This is a genomic window from Novosphingobium sp. GW821-FHT09E05 (genome assembly GCF_059416165.1).
The window spans coordinates 479,960-499,683 of record NZ_JBWKOQ010000002.1 but is presented as its reverse complement, the minus strand read 5'-3'; the positions used below and the strand labels follow the sequence as shown (position 1 = coordinate 499,683).

General features: G+C 67.2%; 20 protein-coding genes and 1 tRNA gene. 8 read left to right on the top strand and 13 right to left on the bottom strand.

What is annotated here, in order from left to right; translation table 11 throughout:
* The first annotated feature begins 31 nt into the window (after positions 1 to 31).
* From AC07M9_RS14195 to AC07M9_RS14175, 5 genes are all read left to right on the top strand, one after another.
* A complete protein-coding gene (locus AC07M9_RS14195) occupies positions 32 to 1,618 on the top strand; it encodes an acetate--CoA ligase (RefSeq protein WP_494884404.1) in 1,587 nt (528 codons plus the stop codon).
* A gap of 141 nt (positions 1,619 to 1,759) precedes the next feature.
* On the top strand, positions 1,760 to 2,905 hold the full coding sequence (locus AC07M9_RS14190; protein WP_494884402.1) for an FAS1-like dehydratase domain-containing protein: 1,146 nt from the start codon (positions 1,760 to 1,762) through the stop codon (positions 2,903 to 2,905).
* A 159-nt stretch (positions 2,906 to 3,064) separates the two neighbouring features.
* The gene (locus AC07M9_RS14185) at positions 3,065 to 4,084 is read left to right on the top strand and encodes an alpha/beta hydrolase (RefSeq protein WP_494884401.1); all 1,020 of its coding nucleotides are present in this window, start codon (positions 3,065 to 3,067) and stop codon (positions 4,082 to 4,084) included.
* Between the two features lie 4 nt (positions 4,085 to 4,088).
* Positions 4,089 to 5,303, top strand: coding sequence for a CaiB/BaiF CoA transferase family protein (locus AC07M9_RS14180; protein ID WP_494884400.1), 1,215 nt, complete (start codon positions 4,089 to 4,091; stop codon positions 5,301 to 5,303).
* A gap of 55 nt (positions 5,304 to 5,358) precedes the next feature.
* Positions 5,359 to 6,279 carry an SDR family NAD(P)-dependent oxidoreductase gene (locus AC07M9_RS14175; RefSeq protein ID WP_494884399.1) on the top strand — a complete coding sequence of 307 codons (921 nt, stop codon included), beginning with the start codon at positions 5,359 to 5,361 and terminating at the stop codon, positions 6,277 to 6,279.
* A 2-nt stretch (positions 6,280 to 6,281) separates the two neighbouring features.
* Here AC07M9_RS14175 and AC07M9_RS14170 read toward each other — a convergent pair whose 3' ends face one another.
* The 7 genes from AC07M9_RS14170 to dcd all read right to left on the bottom strand — a co-directional run bounded on the left by AC07M9_RS14170 (position 6,282) and on the right by dcd (position 11,202).
* Positions 6,282 to 7,382, bottom strand: coding sequence for a diguanylate cyclase domain-containing protein (locus AC07M9_RS14170; RefSeq protein WP_494884398.1), 1,101 nt, complete (start codon positions 7,380 to 7,382; stop codon positions 6,282 to 6,284).
* A gap of 366 nt (positions 7,383 to 7,748) precedes the next feature.
* Positions 7,749 to 7,824 (bottom strand) — tRNA-Val (locus AC07M9_RS14165).
* A 200-nt stretch (positions 7,825 to 8,024) separates the two neighbouring features.
* A complete protein-coding gene (locus AC07M9_RS14160) occupies positions 8,025 to 8,492 on the bottom strand; it encodes a nuclear transport factor 2 family protein (protein WP_494884396.1) in 468 nt (155 codons plus the stop codon).
* Positions 8,489 to 9,265 (bottom strand): SDR family NAD(P)-dependent oxidoreductase, encoded by a 777-nt coding sequence (locus AC07M9_RS14155; protein WP_494884395.1) that lies wholly within the window; start codon positions 9,263 to 9,265, stop codon positions 8,489 to 8,491. Before AC07M9_RS14155 ends, AC07M9_RS14160 begins: the two co-directional genes overlap by 4 nt.
* Positions 9,262 to 9,765: a nuclear transport factor 2 family protein gene (locus tag AC07M9_RS14150; RefSeq protein ID WP_494884394.1), complete on the bottom strand. Its 504-nt coding sequence runs from the start codon at positions 9,763 to 9,765 to the stop codon at positions 9,262 to 9,264. The genes AC07M9_RS14155 and AC07M9_RS14150 overlap by 4 nt, the downstream gene beginning before the upstream one ends.
* A 76-nt stretch (positions 9,766 to 9,841) precedes the next feature.
* Positions 9,842 to 10,426 (bottom strand): DoxX family protein, encoded by a 585-nt coding sequence (locus AC07M9_RS14145; protein ID WP_494884393.1) that lies wholly within the window; start codon positions 10,424 to 10,426, stop codon positions 9,842 to 9,844.
* 221 nt (positions 10,427 to 10,647) lie between these two features.
* A complete protein-coding gene (gene dcd, locus AC07M9_RS14140) occupies positions 10,648 to 11,202 on the bottom strand; it encodes a dCTP deaminase (RefSeq protein WP_494884391.1) in 555 nt (184 codons plus the stop codon).
* A gap of 226 nt (positions 11,203 to 11,428) precedes the next feature.
* On the opposite strand from dcd, the gene wecB reads away from it, so the two are divergent.
* The 3 genes from wecB (at position 11,429) to AC07M9_RS14125 (ending at position 14,919) form a co-directional block, all read left to right on the top strand.
* The gene (wecB, locus tag AC07M9_RS14135; RefSeq protein WP_494884389.1) at positions 11,429 to 12,556 is read left to right on the top strand and encodes a non-hydrolyzing UDP-N-acetylglucosamine 2-epimerase; all 1,128 of its coding nucleotides are present in this window, start codon (positions 11,429 to 11,431) and stop codon (positions 12,554 to 12,556) included.
* The gene (gene wecC, locus AC07M9_RS14130) at positions 12,546 to 13,859 is read left to right on the top strand and encodes a UDP-N-acetyl-D-mannosamine dehydrogenase (protein WP_494884388.1); all 1,314 of its coding nucleotides are present in this window, start codon (positions 12,546 to 12,548) and stop codon (positions 13,857 to 13,859) included. Before wecB ends, wecC begins: the two co-directional genes overlap by 11 nt.
* Positions 13,860 to 14,388: 529 nt before the next feature.
* A complete protein-coding gene (locus AC07M9_RS14125; RefSeq protein WP_494884387.1) occupies positions 14,389 to 14,919 on the top strand; it encodes a CHAP domain-containing protein in 531 nt (176 codons plus the stop codon).
* Positions 14,920 to 15,187: 268 nt separating this feature from the next.
* Here the strand turns inward: AC07M9_RS14125 and AC07M9_RS14120 are convergent, their stop codons facing one another.
* The 6 genes from AC07M9_RS14120 to AC07M9_RS14095 all read right to left on the bottom strand — a co-directional run bounded on the left by AC07M9_RS14120 (position 15,188) and on the right by AC07M9_RS14095 (position 19,703).
* Positions 15,188 to 16,000 carry a sterol desaturase family protein gene (locus AC07M9_RS14120; RefSeq protein WP_494884386.1) on the bottom strand — a complete coding sequence of 271 codons (813 nt, stop codon included), beginning with the start codon at positions 15,998 to 16,000 and terminating at the stop codon, positions 15,188 to 15,190.
* Positions 16,001 to 16,129: 129 nt separating this feature from the next.
* A complete protein-coding gene (locus AC07M9_RS14115) occupies positions 16,130 to 16,804 on the bottom strand; it encodes a CDP-alcohol phosphatidyltransferase family protein (protein ID WP_494884385.1) in 675 nt (224 codons plus the stop codon).
* 252 nt (positions 16,805 to 17,056) lie between these two features.
* On the bottom strand, positions 17,057 to 17,818 hold the full coding sequence (locus tag AC07M9_RS14110) for a molybdopterin-dependent oxidoreductase (RefSeq protein WP_494884384.1): 762 nt from the start codon (positions 17,816 to 17,818) through the stop codon (positions 17,057 to 17,059).
* Positions 17,815 to 18,663 (bottom strand): cytochrome b/b6 domain-containing protein, encoded by an 849-nt coding sequence (locus AC07M9_RS14105; RefSeq protein ID WP_494884383.1) that lies wholly within the window; start codon positions 18,661 to 18,663, stop codon positions 17,815 to 17,817. Before AC07M9_RS14105 ends, AC07M9_RS14110 begins: the two co-directional genes overlap by 4 nt.
* Positions 18,660 to 19,268, bottom strand: a complete 609-nt coding sequence (locus tag AC07M9_RS14100; protein ID WP_494884382.1) for a carboxymuconolactone decarboxylase family protein — start codon at positions 19,266 to 19,268, stop codon at positions 18,660 to 18,662. The genes AC07M9_RS14105 and AC07M9_RS14100 overlap by 4 nt, the downstream gene beginning before the upstream one ends.
* An 18-nt stretch (positions 19,269 to 19,286) precedes the next feature.
* The gene (locus tag AC07M9_RS14095; RefSeq protein WP_494884380.1) at positions 19,287 to 19,703 is read right to left on the bottom strand and encodes a secondary thiamine-phosphate synthase enzyme YjbQ; all 417 of its coding nucleotides are present in this window, start codon (positions 19,701 to 19,703) and stop codon (positions 19,287 to 19,289) included.
* Positions 19,704 to 19,724 lie beyond the last annotated feature (21 nt).

The window sequence follows — 19,724 nt, the reverse complement described above, 5'->3', positions numbered from 1 at the left end:
AAGCGAGTCGGTCGAACGAACGGGACGGTTGATGGCCAAGGTAATTACGGGGCTTACCGACTACACGCGCTACGCCGATGCGCAGGCGCACGCCTCGTCGGCGGCGCTGTGGGAGCTGTTCGACGGCGACCGCGAGCATCTCAACATCGCGCACGAATGCGTGACGCGCCATGCCGACGGCTCGGGCCGCGCGGCGGTGCGCATCGCCCATGGCGACGGCGCCGACGAGATCATCAGCTTCGATACCATTTCATCGGGCGCGGCGCAGTTCGCGCACTGGCTCGACGCCGAAGGCATCCAGCCGGGCGAGCGCATCGCCTTCATGCTGGAGCCGTCGCTCTCGTTCTATGTCTGCCTGTTCGGGGCGATGCAGACCGGCGCGATCTCGGTGCCGCTATTCACCCTGTTCGGCCCCGACGCACTACGCCTCAGGGTAGGCGACTGCGAGCCTTCGGTGCTGATCACCAATGCCGAGAAGGCGGACCTCGCCCGCTCGGTCGCGGTCGATGGCAAACCCCGTGTAGTCGTCGCCGACGAGGCGTTCCTGGCTTCGCTGTCCGATCTGCCGACCACGTATACGCCCAGGACCAAGGCCAACGACATGGCCGTGTTCCAGTACACCAGCGGCACCACGCGCGAGCTGCCCGAGGCGGTCAAGCACTCGCACCGCACGCTGGTGACGCTGATGTTCGCGGCGCTCTACGGCACCGGTATCCGGCCAGGCGACGAGTTCTTCTGCCCCTCCAGCCCCGCCTGGGGCCACGGATTGTGGCACGGCACGCTCGCGCCGCTGGCGATGGGCGTGACGACCGGGACGTTCGCGGGCCGCTTCGACCCGGTGCGGCTGATGAAGGCGCTGGACGACTTCGGCATCACCAACATGTCGGCGGCGGCGACCCACTACCGCATGATGAAGAACAGCGGGAAGGCGGCGGATTTCCAGTTCCATTTCGAGAAGCTGTCGTTCACCGGCGAGCCGATCGATCCCTCGACGCTGGAGTGGATCGACCAGTGGTTCAAGGTTCCCGCCTGCTCGATGTACGGCACCACCGAGATCGGCGTCGTGCTGGTGAACTATCCCGGCGCGGACGACTTCACGGTCAAGCCCGGCACGCTGGGCAAAGCGGTGCCGGGGCAGAAGCTGGAGGTCCACCGCATCGACGGCACGGTCTGCGATCCCGGCGAGATCGGCGAGCTGATGCTCTGGCGGGGCGGCGGGTGGATGACCACCAAGGATCGCGCCAAGACGGACGAGGACGGCTATTTCTACCACTGCGGCCGCGCCGACGACGTCATCATCTCCGCCGGCTGGACGATGTCCGCGGTCGAGATCGAGAACACCATGCTGCGCCACGACAATGTGATGGAGTGCGGCGTCATCGGCGTGCCCGACGAGCAGCGCGGGCAGGTGGTGAAGGCTTTCGTCGTCGCCAACTGCGAAGGCTCGGACGCGCTGGTGCGCGAACTGCAGGACTTCACCCGCGAGCGCCTCGCCCAGCACGAATTCCCGCGCATCGTCGAGTTCGTCGACGAGCTGCCCAAGAACCCCGCCGGCAAGGTCCACCGCAAGATGCTGCGCGACCGCGAGGCAGCGAAGGCGGCGGAAGCGGTGGCCTGATTACACAGCCTCGTCGTCCCCGCGAAGGCGGGGACCCCGCTTGGTCGGGGCGCGGCGAGGGAAGGAAAAAGCGGGACCCCCGCCTACGCGGGGGCGACGAGACAGAGTTCAGAGATTCGATAGAGATCTAGGAGTAGAGAAATGGCTACCACAGCAGAACCCACCAAGAACAAGTTCCCCAAGATCACCGAGGAAGGCCTCGACGATCTGCGCAAGCGCATCGGCATCAAGATCGAGAACACCGTCGAGCCGTGGAACTACGAAGCCACCCGCGACGCCATCCGCCACTACGCGCACGGCATCGGCGACGACAACCCGCTCTGGTGCGATCCCGAGTACGCGGCGAAGACCAAGTATGGCACCCTCGTCGCGCTGCCTTCGTTCCTGTTCACCACCAGCCGCATCATCTCGGGCTACTGCGGCGGCCTGTCGGGCGTCCACGCCATGTGGGCGGGCGCCGACTGGACCTGGCACAAGCCGGTGCTGCGCAACGACACGATCAGCGCGGTGGCCTCGCTCAAGGACCTGGTCGAGCACCAGACCAAGTTCGCCGGCCGCTCGTTCCAGCAGATCTACCACGTCGACTTCTACAACCAGCATGGCGACCAGGTCGCCGGCGCCGACAGCTGGGTGTTCCGCACCGACCGCGACGAAGCGCGCGAGCGCGGCACCAAGTACACCGAGGCGCGCGGCCGCGTTGAGCCCTTCACCCAGGAGCAGCTCGACGAGTTCTACGAGATCTACGACCAGGAAGAGCATCGCGGCGCCATCCCGCGCTACTTCGAGGACGTGAATGTCGGCGACAAGCTGCCGCCGATGATGAAGGGCCCGATGACCGTCACCGGCTTCATCTGCTACGCGCAAGGCTGGGGCGGCCTCTACATCCGCGCCAACAAGCTGGCATACAAGATGCAGAAGGCCCACCCGGGCCTCGGCATCCGCAACCGCTTCAACGTGCCGGACTGCCCCGAGCGCGTGCACTGGGACGAAGCCTTCGCGCTCGAAGTCGGCGCGCCGGGCGCCTACGACTACGGCCCGGAGCGTTGCTCATGGCTGACCCACCACATGACCGACTGGATCGGCGACGACGGTTTCCTGCACAAGTCGAGCTGCCAGATCCGCCGCCACAATCCCGACGGCGACGCGATGATCCTCACCGGGGAAGTGACGCGCAAGTTCGTCGAGAACGGCAAGAGCTACGTCGAGGTCGCGCAGAAGGCGACCACGCATCGCGGCGAGCTGTCGGCGTTCGGCACCTCGGTCGCGGAACTGCCCACGAGGGGGTGACGTTGCTTTCCCTGCCGTCGAACATAGAGTGTGATTGAAACCTGTCCGTCATTCCCGCGAAGGCGGGAATGACGGGGCAAGGTAGGACGGTCACGCTCTAACTCGGCGACAGCGAATTCCGATGGCCTATGAAGGGCTGCGGCAGGCGGGAGAGAATGCATGGCAGACGGCGCCGACAGCAGGCCGACATTCCAGCCAGACGGGACCGTTTGTGTGCCCGGCTTCGATCTGCCTGTCTCCACCCTCGCCAGCCCGGAAGCCGCGGCGGCGCAGCGCGCGCGCGCCGACATTCCGACCTTCGACGCCGCTGGGCAGGAGCCCGACATCGCCGTGCGGCGCGAGCAGATCAACGCCTACGCGGCCCAGTCCCTACCCCGCCTTCGGACAAGTTTCCCGGTCGACATCGCCTCCACCACCATCGGCGGCGTCGAGGTTCTCGACGTCACTCCGGCGGACGGCAGCCATGACCGGGACCGCGTGCTCATCAACCTGCACGGCGGCGCCTTCACGGTCGGCTGGGACGGCATCGCGCTGATCGAGGCGATCCCGATGGCGGTGCTGGCCGGCTACCGGGTGATCAGCGTCAACTACCGCATGGCCCCCGAGCACCGGCACCCGGCCGGGGTCGAGGACGTCGCCGCCGTCTACAAGGCGCTACTGGCGGACTATGCGCCCGGCCGGATCGGCATCTACGGCGGCTCGGCGGGCGGCGCGCTGACGGCGCAGGCCGCCGCCTGGCTCCCCGCGCACGGACTGCCGCAGGCGGGTGCGGTCGGCGTGTTCGGAGCGGGCGGCGTACCGTTCGGCACGGGCGAATCCGCCTATCTTGCCGGCTACATCGACGCCTCGTTCCCGCCGCCGCCGTCTGACGGCAGCGCAGGCATGGATATCACGCGCGGCTATTTCGACGGGTGCGACGCGAAGGACCCCAGCGCCTGGCCCGCCTACGACCTCGCCGTCATGGCGACCTTCCCGCCGGCGCTGATCATCACCGGCACCCGCTCGATGGACCTCAGCCCTGCGATCTACACCAACTCGCAACTGCTCAAGGCCGGCGTGTCCTCGACGCTGATCGTCGGCGAGGGCATGGGCCACTGCTACTACTACAACCTCGGCCTTCCCGAGGCGCGCGACGCTTACGACCAGATCGTCGCTTTCTTCCGCCGGAATCTGGTATGAAACGATGAGCGAGGCCGCAGCTTCCACCTGGGCGGGGCCGCTCGCAGGGGTCCGCGTGATCGACTTCACGCGCGTCCTGGCCGGGCCGGCCGCCAGCCTTGCGCTGGCCGACATGGGCGCAGAAGTGTTCAAGATCGAGCCGCCGGGCACCGGCGACGAGACCCGGACGTTTCCACCCACGCGCGACGGCGAGAGCCACTATTACCTCGCCGTCAATCGCGGCAAGAAGTCGATCGTCGTCGACCTCAAGAGCGCGGAGGGACTGGCGCTGGTCAAGGACCTCGCCGCGCGCTGCGACGTGCTGGTGGAGAACTACCGCCCCGGCGTGATGGAGCGGCTGGGGCTCGGCTGGGAGGAACTCCACAAGCTCAACCCGCGCCTGATCTACTGCTCGATCTCGGGCTACGGGCAGACCGGGCCGCTCAAGGACCGGCCGAGCTTCGACATCGTGCTCCAGGCCATGTCCGGCGCGCTGTCGATGAACGGCGAGCCGGGCGGGCTGCCGACCAAACTGGGCCTGCCGATCGGTGACCTCGTGGGCGGCATCAACGGCCCGATCGGCATTATCTCCGCGCTTTACGAGCGCGAGCGCACCGGCGTGGGCCGCCACATCGACGTCAGCCTGATGGACGGCATGATGGGCATGCTGGGCTACATCGCGCAGCTCGCCTTCTTCAGCGGCACCGACCCGCAGCGCGTCGGATCGCAGCATCCCAACCTCGTGCCCTACGGCATCTTCCCGGCGCGCGAGGGCTCGATCGTCATCGCCTGCCTGACGCCGGGTTTCTGGAGCCGCGTCTGCCGTTCGATCGGCCGGGGCGAACTGTGCGACGACCCGCGCTACGACACACTGGAAAAGCGCCGCGACGCGCGCGAGGAGGTCAACGCGATCGTCTCGGCCTTCACCTCGCAGCACAGCGTCGACGAACTGGTCGCGATCTTCACCGAGCACGAAGTGCCGCACGCCCCGATCCTCGGCGTGACCGAGGCGCTGGCGCAGCCGCAGGCGGTCGCGCGCGGGATGGTGGTCGAGACGCAGCACGCGGCGCTCGGGCCGATTCCGATCGTCAACCGCCCGATCCGCTTCACCGACGCCGAGCAGCCGGTGCCCGAGGCGCCCCCGGTGCTCGGCCAGCACACCGATGCGATCCTCGCCGAGGTGCTAGATCTATCGCCCGAGCGGATCGCGGCGCTCAGGGCCTCGGGTATCGTTGCCTGAACGCGCGGTGGCGGTAAGGTCGCGCGCATAAGCCAGGCCAGCGGGAGAGCCAGCCATGTCAGACCTTCGTTTCGATGGCCGCGTTGCCGTGATTACCGGCGGCGGGCGGGGCCTCGGCCGCGCCCATGCATTGCTGCTCGCGAGCCGCGGCTGCAGGATCGTCGTAAACGACCCCGGCGTCTCGATGGCGGGCGACGTCACGGCGGAAGGCCCGGCCGAGGCGCTCGCCGCCGAGATCCGCGCCGCCGGGGGCGAGGCCGTCGCCAACACCGACAGCGTCGCCACGCCCGAGGGTGGCAAGGCAATCATCGACGCCGCGATCGGCGCCTTTGGGCGGATCGACATCCTCATCCACTCGGCCGGCAACGTGCGGCGGGGTTCGCTCAGCGAGCTGGCTTACGAGGACTTCACGGCGGTGCTCGATGTGCACCTCAAGGGTGCCTACCACGTCGTGCGCGAGGCGTTCCCGCACATGATGGCGCAGGGTTACGGCCGGATCGTGCTGACCAGCTCGATCAACGGGCTCTACGGCAAGTCGGATAACGTCACCTACTCGATGTGCAAGGCCGGGTTCATGGGCCTGTCGAACACCGCCGCGATCGAGGGCCAGCACCATAACGTGCGCTCGAATTTGATCGTCCCGGCCGCCGTCACCCGCATGTCGGAAGGCATCGACACCAGCAAATTCCCGCCGATGGAGCCTGAGCAAGTCGCGCCGATGGTCGCGTACCTGTGCCACGAGGACTGCGAGGCGACGGGCGAGATGTACGTGGCGATGGGCGGGCGTCTCGCGCGCGCCTGGGTCGCCGAGAATACCGGGCTCTACCGCCCCGAATGGTCACTGGAAGATGTCGCCGCCGAGATCGGTGCCATTCGCGAGGGCGGCGCTGGTCTCGCCTTCCCGCCGGTCCCCGATGGCCAGCTTGAACACCTGCTCCACGGCTTCGGCATGATCCGCGCAGGCGCGCAAGCCTGAGGTCAGACGGCGATTGCGGTAGCCGGCGGGCGGTCGCGCTTGGCCTGGTAGAGCTTGGCGTCGGCGGCACGCAGGAGGGTCTCGAGGTCGGTTCCGCTCTCGTTCGAAAGGACCGTTCCGACACAGGCCGAGATTTCGATGACGTCGCTTCCCAGCTGGAAGGGCTGGGCGATGGCGGCGATGATGCGGCGGGCCAGCAGGTCCGCTTCCTCGTTGCGGTTGAGGCCGAACTGGACGATGCCGAATTCGTCGCCGCCGAGCCGCGCGACGGTGTCGCCGCTGCGCACCGCGCCGCGCAGCCGCTCGGCAACGGCGGCGAGCAGTTCGTCGCCCACCGCGTGGCCGTAGCGGTCGTTCACCGGCTTGAAGCCGTCGAGATCAAGGTAGTGGACCGCCACCACGCTGCCAGCGCCAAGCAGCTGGGCATTTTCGTCGAAGTATTCGCGCAGGGCGAGGCGGTTGGGCAGCGCGGTCAGGCCGTCACGCCGGGCCAGCGAAACCGATGTCAGCCGCTTGCCGATCTCGGTCTTCACCAGCCGGTGCTGCGCGAGAACGGATTGCGATCCGCCCGCGAGGAAGGCCAGCGCGATCAGGGTCATGCCAGCATGGATCGGTTCCAGCTGCAACGCGGAGGCGGTAACGGCGGGGCAGAGCGCCATCACCATGCTGGGAATGGCGACCAGCGGCCTGAGGCCGGTGCCGGTGGCGACGCCCGCGCAATAGCCTACCAATACGCAGATCGTCAGCATCTGCGCCGGTTGGGCACCTTTTGCGAAGACATAGCCACCAAGCACACCCAGCAGCACGGAAAAGAGGTAATAAGGGGCGGCGAAAGTCAGTTCCAGCCGACGGGCAGTCGGGCGGTCGAGCGCGGCGGTCATGGCCTTCCTGCGGACGACCGTGGTGATGCTGACTCGCAGCAGGCATGCGGCGAAAGCGGCGATGCCTATGCCCCAGAGCATTCCGTCGTGCGCGCTGCGGCCGATCAGCACGACATAAAGCCCGGTGATCCCGAGCATGATCTTGGACGGGAGCACGTTCGCATAGAGACTGCGAACCAGCTCGACATAGACTTTTTCTGCAAGGGCGTCGGTCGGTGTCATGTCCTAGGGCGTCTTAGGTAGTAAACCCGCATCAATACACGAATATTCGGCGTGCGCGAGCAGTCGCGGAAGGTATGTCCTGCAATGCTACGATTTTGGGGAAGGAGATGCAGGTCTGCATCACAGAGTTCGCCGGAACTTCATGCGTGATACGCCGTTGTATTGCACGAGAGGTTGCCAAAAGCGACGCAGACAAAAAGGTGCGCCATGCTGAACGCCAGCGAAGTCGTCATCGAAGTGCCCAGGTTCGACGTGCTCCTGATACTCGCGTTCAATGCCGCGTTGTGGGTGCTCGTCATCGGTATGATCTTCGCGGTGATGTGATCCCGGATTTTCGATTTCTAAAGAACCGTCATGCATTTCGGATGGTGGGCGGTGAGGGGCTCGAACCCCCGACCCTCTCGGTGTAAACGAGATGCTCTACCAACTGAGCTAACCGCCCCATCGTGCGACGGCGCTCATGCTGGGTTTTGACCGCCTCGTCAATGGTCGAGGTTCCGCGTGTGATTCGTCTCTCTATTCCCGATCACTTCCTGCAGAATGAGCGCTCGGCTAGCCGCGTCAATTTCCTTGGTGCTACGGCCCCCCTAGAGTGCCGTAGCGGCCCGCCCCTGCGGGGGGCGACAGCGTATCACGGCTGCATCAGCCATGCGAGTTGGCGACTGCACTCTTGAACAGGCTCCCTTCCGCCTCCCAGTCGAGCCGGACGCGGCGGTGGGCGATCAGCCATTCGCCCTCGACCCTGAGGAAGCTGTCGAGATAGTAGCCGGCGTGGTCGGGGCCGATGTCGGTCCAGGCCACCCAGTACGTGCGCCCGCTCGCGGTATCGGGATCAACGAGGTCGATCTTCGAGGTCGAGAGGTGGTGGCGCACGAAAGTGGCGCCGTGGGTGCCGCCGTCACCGGCCAGCCAGCGTTCCTGCCAAGCCCGGATTTCCGCGCGCCCTTCGTAGCGGAACAGCCGTTCGGGTGCGACGCGCTCGCTTTCCATCACCGCGTCGTCGGTGAAGCAGGCGACGAATTCGTCCACGCGCAGCCGGTCGCCGGCGGTGGTGTACCGCGCGATCAGGTCGCGGATCGCCTCGCGGGCAAGCAGGTCTTCGAGGTTCACGACATCACCAGCCCGGCATCGACGTTCACCGACTGCCCGGTGATCGTGCGCGCGTCGTCCGAGGCGAGGAACAGCGCGAGGCGGGCCACGTCCTCGGGCGTGGAGAAGGTCTTGAGCGGAAGGGGCGCGACGATGCCGGCCTCGATCTCCTCCAGCGACTTGCCCTGCTCGGCGGCGACGCGCTTCATGTAGTTCACCATCAGGTCGGTGCCGATCGCGCCGGGGACCACGCAGTTGCAGCGGATGCCGTATGCGCCGACTTCGCGCGCGATGGTCTTGGTGAGGATGCGCAAGGCGCCCTTGGCGGCGGAATAGTGGCTCTTGCGGACCATGCCGTCCCATCCCGCGCTCGACGAGAAGTTGACGATCGATCCCGTGCGCCGGGCCATCATCGAGCGGTTGAGCACCTCGCGCGTGCACAGCATCGCGGCCATGCAGTCGACCTTGTAGGTGTCGAGGAAGTTGTCGACGGTCTGCTCCCAGATGAACCTGTCGACGCCGGGGACGGCGGCGTTGTTCAGCATCACGTCGACCCGGCCCCAGCGGCCCATCGCCGCCTCGACCATGGCGGCGACGTCGGCCTCGTCGGTGACGTCGGCGCGCACGGCGATGGCATTTGCGCCGATGCCTTGGGCGACTTCCTCCACCAGTTCGAGCCGCCGCGCCGCAAGCACGAGGTTGGCGCCTTCGTCCGCCAGCATCCGCGCCATGACCGGGCCGAGCCCGGTCGATGCGCCGGTGATGATCGCGACCTTGCCGGCAAAGCGGCTCATGCGGCGAGCACCTTGCGCATGATCGCGTGGCTGTCCTCGCTGCCGTCGAGCGCGCGGTTTAGGCGCTCGGCGATGCGCCAGCCGTCGGGCGTGCGCTTCAGGGTCCAGTGGTTGACCGCCGCGCGCCAGAGGAACCAGCGCTCCCCTTCGCGCAGGATCACTACCGAGTAGCCCGAGGCTTCGGCCGCGTCGCCGCGCACGGTGATCTTTGGCGTGGCGGTGAGGTGGGCACAGCCGGTGTTCACGAGATCGAGATGGCCGGGCCAGCCGTACATCCCGGCGATCTCGTCCGGTGCCTCGAGCCGCTTGGTGCCACCATCGGGCAGGGTGAAGCTGTAGCCGCCGCCCTCGACCCAGAGCGCCCCTGCCGGCTCGGCGGTGGCACTGTCGACCAGCGGGCCGTACGTCATCAGCAGGTTCTGGATTTCGAGCTGGTCTTCCGCGTCGCGCAGCCGGGTCTCCAGCGCGTCGAGGCGCGCCTCGAGGGTCGTATCAGACATGCCTTCTCCCGCCGATTTTGAACGCATGGTCAGCGTCGATCGGCGGGAGGTCAAGTTCCCCTTTGGGGAGTGGTGCTTACCAGTCGAAGAAGCGGTTACGGCGGCGCGCGACGGGGACCACGTCGCCGTTGACGTCGGTGACCACAGTGCGCGGCTCGTAGGCGGTGCCAGGGGCGACGGTGGTGCCCTGTGCCAGCGCATCGGCGCGGGCTTCGGCCTTGGCGGCGCGCAGTTCGGCGTCGCGCAGACGCTCTTCCGACGTACGGGCGGCAAGCTCACCGCGGCGTTCGCGCGAGATCGCGTAGTAGTGGCTCCACATCTGGCTATGCGCGAAGGCGAGCGCGAGACCGCCGATGATCGCGAGGTTCTTGAGCGCCATGATCCGCTGCATTGGATCGCCGATCTGCGAATGATAGAACAGCACGGTCAGCGCCACGAAGGCGGCGAGCAGTACCGAAACCAGTCGCACCATGAACCCGGCGGCAAGACACAGGCCGGCGAGCAGTTCGAACAGCGCGACGGGAATGGCAAGGCCGGAGGGCAGGCCGGCAGCGACGATTGCCGTCTCGGTCCCGCCGATGTCCATGAGCTTGCCCGCTCCGGAGAAGATGAAGATGAGGGCGATCAGAATGCGCCCTATGATGGCGGCGATCTTCGACACGGCACGTCTCCCGGCGAGGTTATCTCATGCGGGGAGAAGTGGGTGGAGAGCGGGTTTGTTCCCGCGCACAGTAACGTCGTCCCGGACTTGATCCGGGACCGCTGGCCGGGCCGCGGCCAACTTTCGGCGGGGCACGGGCTTGCGGCTGGCTGTCGGAAAGCTATCGCCTCAAGGGTACCTAGCGGTCCCCGCTTGCGCGGGGACGACGGCTGTCAGCGTGGTTACAGCTTCGGCAGCGTCACCCCAAGTTGGCCCATGTACTTGCCGGCGCGGTCGGCATAGCTGACTTCGCAGGGCTCGTTGCCTTGGAGGAACAGGAACTGGCAAGCGCCCTCGTTGGCGTAGATCTTGGCGGGCAGCGGCGTGGTGTTGGAGAATTCCAGCGTGACGTGGCCTTCCCAGCCCGGCTCCAGCGGGGTGACGTTCACGATGATCCCGCAGCGCGCATAGGTGCTCTTGCCCAAGCAGATCACCAGGACGTCCTTGGGCACGCGGAAGTACTCGACCGTGCGGGCCAGCGCGAAGGAGTTGGGCGGGATCACGCAGCAGTCGGTCTTGCGGTCGACGAAGGAGTTGCTGTCGAAGTTCTTGGGGTCGACCACCGCCGAATCGACGTTGGTGAAGATCTTGAACTCGTCCGCCACCCGCGCGTCGTAGCCGTAGGAGGAGAGGCCATAGGAGATGCACCCGTCCCGGCGCTGCGCCTCGACGAACGGCTCGATCATGCCGTTGGTCTGGGCCTGGGTGCGGATCCACTTGTCGCTCTGAATTGCCATGGTGAGTGCTTTGCCCAAGACACGGCATTTGTCCACCGCGCGCCCCAATTTCGTCGTCCCCGCGCAGGCGGGGACCGCTGGCAAGGCCGCGCGAGGTTCTGCAGGGGCGCTTCCCCGCAGTGGCCCACGGCAACCTATGGCCTCAAGAATGCCCAGCGGTCCCCTATCAAGTCGGGGACGACGGCGGTTATTCCTCGCTTAACCACCGCCTGCTATCCCGCCCGCCATGAACAGCCCCGCACGAATCCTCGTCGTCTTCGGCACCCGGCCCGAGGCGATCAAGATGTTTCCCGTCGTCCATGCGCTGAAGGCCGATCCGCGCTTCGAATGCGTGGTCTGCGTCTCGGCGCAGCACCGCCAGATGCTCGACCAGGTGCTCGAGATCGCCGGGATCGTGCCCGACCACGACCTCGACTTGATGCAGCCCGACCAGACGCTCGACGCGCTGACCGCGAACCTGCTCACCGGGCTGGGCAAGGTGATGGACGCGGTGAAGCCGGACCGGGTCATCGTGCAGGGCGACACCGCCACCGCCATGTCCGGCGCGCTGGCGGCCTACTATCGCAAGATCCCGGTCGACCATGTCGAGGCGGGGCTGCGCTCCTACAACATCTACCACCCCTGGCCCGAAGAGGTGAACCGCAAGATCATCGGCGCCATGGCGAGCCTGCACTTCGCGCCGACCACCACCAGCGAGGCGGCGCTGCTGCGCGAGAATGTGGCGCCGGAACGCGTCCACGTCACCGGCAACACCGTGATCGACGCGCTGCACTGGGTCACTGCCGCGATCGAGGCCAACCCCGCGCTCGCCTCGGGCCTCGCCGAACTGGAGGCGCGGTTCGCCGGCAAGCGCATCATCGGCGTCACCAGCCACCGCCGCGAGAACTTCGGTGAGGGCATGGCCGGCATCGCCCAGGCCATCCGCGCGATCGCGCAGCGGCCCGACGTCGCGGTGATCTTCCCGGTCCACCTCAACCCCAATGTCCGCAAGGTGATGAAAGAGGGCCTCGCCGGGCTCGACAACGTAGCGCTGATCGAGCCGCTGGACTATCCGCACTTCGCCCGCCTGCTCGCCATCGCCGAGATCATGCTGACCGACAGCGGCGGCGTGCAGGAGGAGGCGCCCGCGCTCGGCAAGCCGGTGCTCGTCATGCGCGAGACCACCGAGCGGCCCGAAGGCGTCGCGGCGGGGACCGCAAAGCTGGTCGGCACCGACGCTGGCCGGATCGTTACCGAATTATCAACCCTGCTCGACGATAAAACCGCGTACGAGGCCATGGCGCGCGCCCACAACCCGTTCGGGGATGGGCAGACCGCGCGCCGAATCGTGGAGCTGCTCGCGCATGAAATCTGATAACAAGCCCAGCGTCTGTGTCGTCGGCCTCGGCTACATCGGCCTGCCCACCGCCGCCGTGATCGCGCGCGCCGGCTGCAAGGTGCTCGGCCTCGACGTGTCGCAGCGGGTGGTGGACACCATCAACCGTGGCGAGATCCATATCGAGGAAGTCGATCTCGACGGCCTCGTCCAGGGCGTCGTCGCGCGCGGGCTGCTGTCGGCCTCGGTTGAGGTCGCGCCGGCGGACGTCTTCGTCATCGCCGTGCCCACGCCGTTCGAGAAAGACGATGCGGGCGACCACGCGCCCGACATTTCCTACGTGCTCGCCGCCGGGCGCACGATCGCGCCGGTGCTGAAGGCGGGCGACGTGGTGATCCTCGAATCGACCTCGCCGGTCGGCACCACCGAGAAGATGCGCGACATGATCGCGCAGATGCGCCCCGACCTGAAGATCCCCGGCCTGACCCGCGAGACGCCCGACATCTCGATCGCCTACTGCCCCGAGCGCGTGCTGCCCGGCCGCATCCTCGAGGAACTGACCAACAACGATCGCTCGATCGGCGGCATCACCCCGCGCTGCGCGCGCAAGGCGCTGGCCTTCTACAAGCGCTTCGTGCGCGGCGAATGCGTCACCACCGACGCCCGCTCGGCCGAGATGACCAAGCTGGTCGAGAACGCCTACCGCGACGTCAACATCGCCTTCGCCAACGAGTTGTCGATCGTCGCCGACCGCATGGGGCTCGACGTGTGGGAGGTGATCCGCCTCGCCAACCGCCACCCGCGCGTCAACATCCTCTCGCCGGGACCGGGCGTCGGCGGCCACTGCATCGCGGTGGACCCGTGGTTCATCGTCCACTCGGCGCCTGAGGAAACCCCGCTGATCCGCACCGCGCGCGGCGTCAACGACGGCAAGATGCACCACGTCATCGCCAAGGCCGAAGCACTGGTCGAGGCGCACCCCGACGCGCGGATCGCCTGCCTGGGCCTCGCCTTTAAGGCCAACATCGACGACTTCCGCGAGAGCCCGGCACGCTTCGTCGCCAGCCGTCTCGCCCGCAAGTTCGGCAGCCGCATGTCGGTGGTCGAGCCTTATGCCGCCGAGCTGCCGATAGAGTTCACCGACAGCGGCGTCACCCATATCGACATCGACGAGGCGCTGGAGACCTGCGACGTGCTCATTGTTCTAGTGGACCACGACGTGTTCCGCGTCGTCCCGCTGGCCGAGCGCGCCGACAAGCTGGTCTACGACACCCGTGGCATCTGGCCCGACCAGCCGCGCGTGGTGCGCGAGGACGCCGCCAAGCTCGCCCTGGCGGGTTGAGCGGCGGGAACGGCCCTCTCACCTGAACACTTCGTCGCCCCCGCGAAGGCGGGGGCCCCGCTTGCTCCGATCTTCGCGCATCGTTGCGTACAAGAAGCGGGATCCCCGCCTGCGCGGGGATGACGAGGGTAGGAGGCAAGGTCGTCGCACACGAGGTGGACGCGGCCTCGGGGTGATCGTCAAGGCGAGTGCAGAAAGATCCCGTCGTCCCGGACCTGATCCGGGACCGCCGGGTACCCTTGGGGCGATACCGTGCAGTGCGGCGGCTCGCGGCCCGGCCGTGCCTGAAGACGGCCAGCGGTCCCGGATCAGGTCCGGGACGACGTTGCGGATGAAATGCTGTCCGGCGCCAACACCTTGATTCGCAGGGCTATGGGCATTTCCTGCCGATCGTTTACATCGGGCTGCGCCGAAACGTTCCACCGCTGTCCATAGGCCGACGAATTGAGCGATGAACCGTGCGGCGAAGGCGACGGTCGCCCGGCCTGTTCGCTATCGCAGCAATCATTGGTCGCTATAACTCTGGTCCATGAAAATGGTTCCCGTGGTCGCAGCCCTCGCCATCTCCATCGCAGCTTCGCTGGCGACGCCCGCCGTGGCCAAGCCGCTGCAGTGCGTGCCTTATGCGCGGGCGCACTCGGGAATTGACCTCCACGGTAACGCGGCGACCTGGTGGGACCAGGCGGAAGGCACCTATGCCCGCGGCCAGAGCCCGCGCGCCGGATCGGTGCTGGTGTTCAAGGCCAGCGGCGCGATGCGCGTCGGCCATGTTGCGGTGGTCAGCAAGATCGTCGACGAGCGCCATGTCGTCCTCAACCACGCCAACTGGTCGCGCCCCGGCATGATCGAGCCCTCGGCCATGGCCGAGGACGTGTCGGAAAAGGGCGACTGGAGCAACGTGCGCGTCTGGTATTCGCCGACCCAGTCGCTGGGCCTGCGCGCCAGCCCGGCCTTCGGCTTCATCTACGCGCCGGGCACGCAGGCCGCCGAGCCGGCTGCTCCCACGCACACCCGCGAGCGTTTCGAGACGGCCTTCGCGGATATCGCCCCCAAGGGCTGATTTCCGGGGGCATCGGGTCCCGGACCGCCACGGCATCCCATTCCAAACTTCGTCTGAATACAAAACCCCGTCGCCCCCGCGCAGGCGGGGGCCCCGCTGCCTTGCGCGACGTGAGGAGAACAAGCGGGGTCCCCGCCTGCGCGGGGACGACGGGTTTTATGGGATTGAGTGAGCGCTCCAACTCCCGTTCGTGTCGAGCGTAGTCGAGACACCACGCACAGCGCTGCGGTGTCTCGACTACGCTCGACACGAACGGAGAGGGTAGGCCTTACGCCGCCTCCGCGCCCTTCGCGCCCGCCTTGGGCCGACGCTGGTATTCCGCGCCCTTGTAGCCCTCGCCCCGGTCGAGCGTGCCGAACATCCAGTCGTAGAGCAGGGTGATCGTCGCGAAGTTGCCGCCGGTGAAGCGGGCGTGGTGGTTGTGGTGCATCACCGACATGGTGTTGAGGTAGCGGAACGGGAAACGGTCCGATTCCCACAGGTCGTGGTTGTGCAGGTTGATCTGCGAGAATGCGACCCAGGTGACGACCACGGTGACGACCTGGAAGCCGCCCATCAGCAGCGACAGCCCGAAGATGCAGGCGGTGTAGAGCCCGAGGCCCATCGCCACTTCGAGCGGGTGGATGTAGCTGGAATCGTCGCGGCAGGGGTTGTGCTGGCGGTGATGGACGGCGTGGACCCACATCAGCGGGCCGCCGAGCAGGCCGCCGTCGTGGAACAGGAAGCGGTGCATCAGGTAGTAGAAGAAGTCGTAAACCATCAGGATCACAGCGCAGTCCACGACCACGCGCCACCACGGCTGGGCAGCGGACGTGAGGCAGAAGGGCAGGATCAGCGCGAAGATGACAAGCGTGAAGGCCGCGCCCCACTTGCGGTTCATCGACTGGTTGGCCGCGTAGCGCGGGTTTTCCATCTTCTTCGCATAGGCCGAGCCGTTCGCCCGGACGGCGCTGCGCAGCGTCGGCTCGAGCCGTGCCAGCAGTTTGCCGGCCAGCGTCAGCGCGACGATGCCGAACGCCGCATAGAGCGAAAGTTGCCATTGGTAAGCCGCCAGCAGGCTGTCGAGCCACACCTTGTCCATGTTCCTCTCCCGTCGATCTTCCCGCCGACTCACTGTCAGCCGAGAACACTGTTCTCAACGAGATATGAGGCAATCGGGATCATTAGTCCAGATGGAATTTCTGGGAGGCAGCCCGGAGGCCAGCCGGGTTTAGAAGCTGGGTTCGATCCGGGCGAGCTTGCGGGCGGACTTGACGGTCTGCACCACGAAGATTGCGATCAGCACGCAGCCGACGCCGCCGACGAACCAGTCGAACCCGGTCATGGCCTCCATGTCGCGCTGCTTGTCACCGGAAATCAGCATCGCGAAGGTCAGGCTGATAAGGATCAGGCGCAGTTCGGTGGGACCGGCCGACAGGTAGGACAGGCGCATCTCGCCCAGCACGCGCACGGCCAGGAAGGCGTGGATGCACAGCAGCAGGTAGCCGACGAGGGCGATGAGCGAGACTTCGAGCCTGACGTAAGGGCTCACCCCGATGCCGAGCAGGATCAGGAAGGTCGCCAGACCGTCGCAGCTGTGGTCGAGGAAATAGCCGTAGCGCGGGCGCTCGATATGGCGGAAGCGAGCGAGGCTGCCGTCCATCGAATCGCCGAACCAGTGCAGCAGGTAACCGGGCATGCAGAGCCACAGCCAGTCCTCGTCGAGCAGGCTGGTGGCGTATCCGGCGAAGATCAGGACCGCGCCGACCATGCCCAGCGCGGTTAGCTGGTCGGGCTTGACCCAGGCCGGCATGCGGGCACAGAGCCAGTTGAGCAACCTGCGCTCGCCGATCGCCAGGACATTGCGCTGGATACGGGCGGGGGGGCTGATGCGGTTGTCCTGCATGGGGCCTTATTGTGACAAGTCGATTACTTGGCAAGGCAAACCGGCGCCAGCCTCCCCCGTTTCGTCGCTTCGGGATGCCGCATTTTCCTACACGTCGCCGCTGTGCCATCCTCGCCGCGCGCTTCCCGCAGGTGCGCCGCGCCGAACCGGAGCGTTCCTTGAAAAATCCATCAAGTGCCGCCGGCGCATGGGTTTCATCAACTTGCGTTGTGTGCAACCGGCCGTGAGTGGGCCGGAAACCCGCGGCGTTCCTCAGATTCCGGCGTACCAGGCGTAGGCGCCGTTGTCCTCCCAGTACCCGCCCTTGCCGCCGTGGATACCCTCCAGCGACGCCACGGCCTCGATCCGGGCGACGAACTTGGCGTGTTTGTACCCCAGTTGCCGCTCCACCCGCAGCCGAAGCGGCGCACCATGCGCTTCCTCCAGCGGTTTTCCGTTCATCGCCCAGGCCAGGATCGTCTGCGGATGGAAGGCGTCGACGAGGTCGATCGATTCGTAATAGGGCTTGCCGTGGTAAAGGTCGGCGCAGTGGAACACGAGGTAGCGCGCCTCGGGCCGGAGCCGGGCCATGTCGAGCAGGAGGGCAAGGCGCGGGCCCTGCCAGCGGCCGATCGCGCTCCAGCCCTCGACGCAGTCATGGCGGGTGATCTGGGCGCGCTGGGGCAGGTCGCGCACCGCGTGGAGCGGGATGGCGAGCGGAAGCTCGACCAGGCCGTCGACCTTGAGCGACCAGTTGGCGAAGCCCTGCGCGAGGTGCTGGCGGTAGGCGGGGTCAGCCACCTCGCGGCTGCCATTGGCGCGGAACTGAGGTGACATGTCCGCCTCGGGGTACTCGCGCGCCAAGGCATCGCGGCCGAGCGTGCGCTGGGTGGCGCGGTGCAGGTCCTCGGCGCTTTCCAGTGTGCCGCGGAAGGTCTTGTTGTCGAACAGGCGCTCGCAGCCGGGGAGCAGCAGGCCGCCGGCGCTGGCGACACCCGCGCGGATCAGGCGGCGGCGGGAGAGGATCAGGCTCATTCGCCTCTCTCCTTCGGCAGACGGTACCAGCCGGTGACGATCGAGCGTAGCTCGTTCAGCGGACCGGCGAGCACGACCATGAGGATGTGGACGACAAAGAACGCCACCAGCCCGAAGGCGCAGAGAAAATGCACCGAGCGGGCCGACTGGCGGCCGCCGAATACCTCGCCGATCAGCGGCGCCCAGGCGTCGGTTCCCGGCGACATGGCCAGCCCGGTCAGGATCATGCCCGGCAGCAGGCCGAACAGCACGGCGGCATAGGCGAGCTTCTGGAGCACCGAGTAACGCAGCGCCGCGGCGCCGGTGGGGAAGCGCAGGCGAGCATGTTCGCGGATGTCGTGCCACAGGTGGGAGGGGCGCCACTCGGCGGGGCGGATGTGGATGTCGCGCTGCAGGTGGCGGCTGACGAGCGACCACGCGAGGTAGAACAGCAGCCCCAGCGCCAGCACCCAGGCGAAGGCGAGGTGCCAGATTCGCCCGATCGCGAGGCTGTAGTTCGAGGGGATCGTCGCCCAATACGGCACCGCGCGGCGTTGGACCCGGCCGTCCGCGTCGGTCCAGAGGCCGAGCACGCCGGTGGTATCCCAGCGCCGCCCGGCGAGCTCGAGGTAGCCCTGCTCGCCCGCCCCGGTCCGCGCCGAGCCGACCTTGAGCCAGGCGTGGTCGAAGTTGGCGCCGTAATCGCCCCAATAGAGGCGGGGATGGGCGTTGAAGATCATCAGCCCGCTCATCAGCATGACGAGCAGGGTCACCGCATTGATCCAGTGCCAGATGCGCGTCGGCAGGCGGTGGCGCTTCACCATGTCGCCGCCGACGGGAGCGGGGGAGGCGTCTGGCTCGCTCAAGCGTGGACCAGCCCGGGATTGCCGCCCTCGAGCGGGATGCGCAGGCTGTTCTGGACGTAGGCGGTGGCGACGTACTGGCCGACCATCATCGGGAATTCGATCAGCTGCGCCTCGTCCCAGGTTCGGGCGAGGGCGTCCCAGGTCGCGTCGGACAGCGCCTTGTCGTCGATCAGTTCCTCGACGCCGCGCAGGATCGCCGCCTCGTGTTCGTTCCAGCCGGGAGCGGCGGAGCCGATGCGCACGCGGGCGATCTCCTCAGGCCCCAGGCCGACGCGGTAGCCGATGGCGACGTGCTGGCCCCATTCGTAGGGCGCGCGGCACAGCCAGCCGACGCGCAGCACCGCCAGTTCGCGCTCACGCGGCGGGATGCGGCCACGGAACAGCGCCGCGCCCATCTCCATCTGGCAGCGGAAGATGTCGGGATGCTTGACCACGGTGCGCATGTATTCGGGCACCTCGACCATCGGCGGCGCGCCCGCCCCAGCCCTAACCGCGACGATCAGTGCGCGCGAGGCCTCGTCTATCTCCTCGCCGGACACGGCGGCGATGCGCGGGCCGCAGCCGACGACGTGGGCCTCTCGCTCGGCAATGTCGAATTCGTCCATCGTCCCTCTCTTATCCGCTTATTGGCCGATCAGGTGCACCGCGACCTGCCGACGGTGCGGCATGCGCCGGTGCTCGGCAAGGTAAATCCCCTGCCAGGTGCCGAGAGCCATGCGCCCGCCGATGACCGGGATCTGCAGGTTCACGCCGGTCAGCGTGGCCTTGAGGTGTGCGGGCATGTCGTCCGGCCCCTCGTCGTCGTGGGCGTAGTGTGGGCCTTCCGGGGCGAGGCGGTCGAGCCAGGCGGCAAGGTCGCTGCGCACCTCGCGCGCGGCGTTCTCCTGGATCAGCAGCGAGGCCGAGGTGTGGCGGCACAGCAGCGTCAGCAGGCCCTCGTCGATGCCACTCTCGTCCAGCCAGCGGGCCATCGCCGCCGTGATATCCGTGAAGCCGCGGCCGGGCGTATCAAAGGAAAGGATGGTCGATGCTTGTATCATGGCCCCACGATCCTGAAGGCA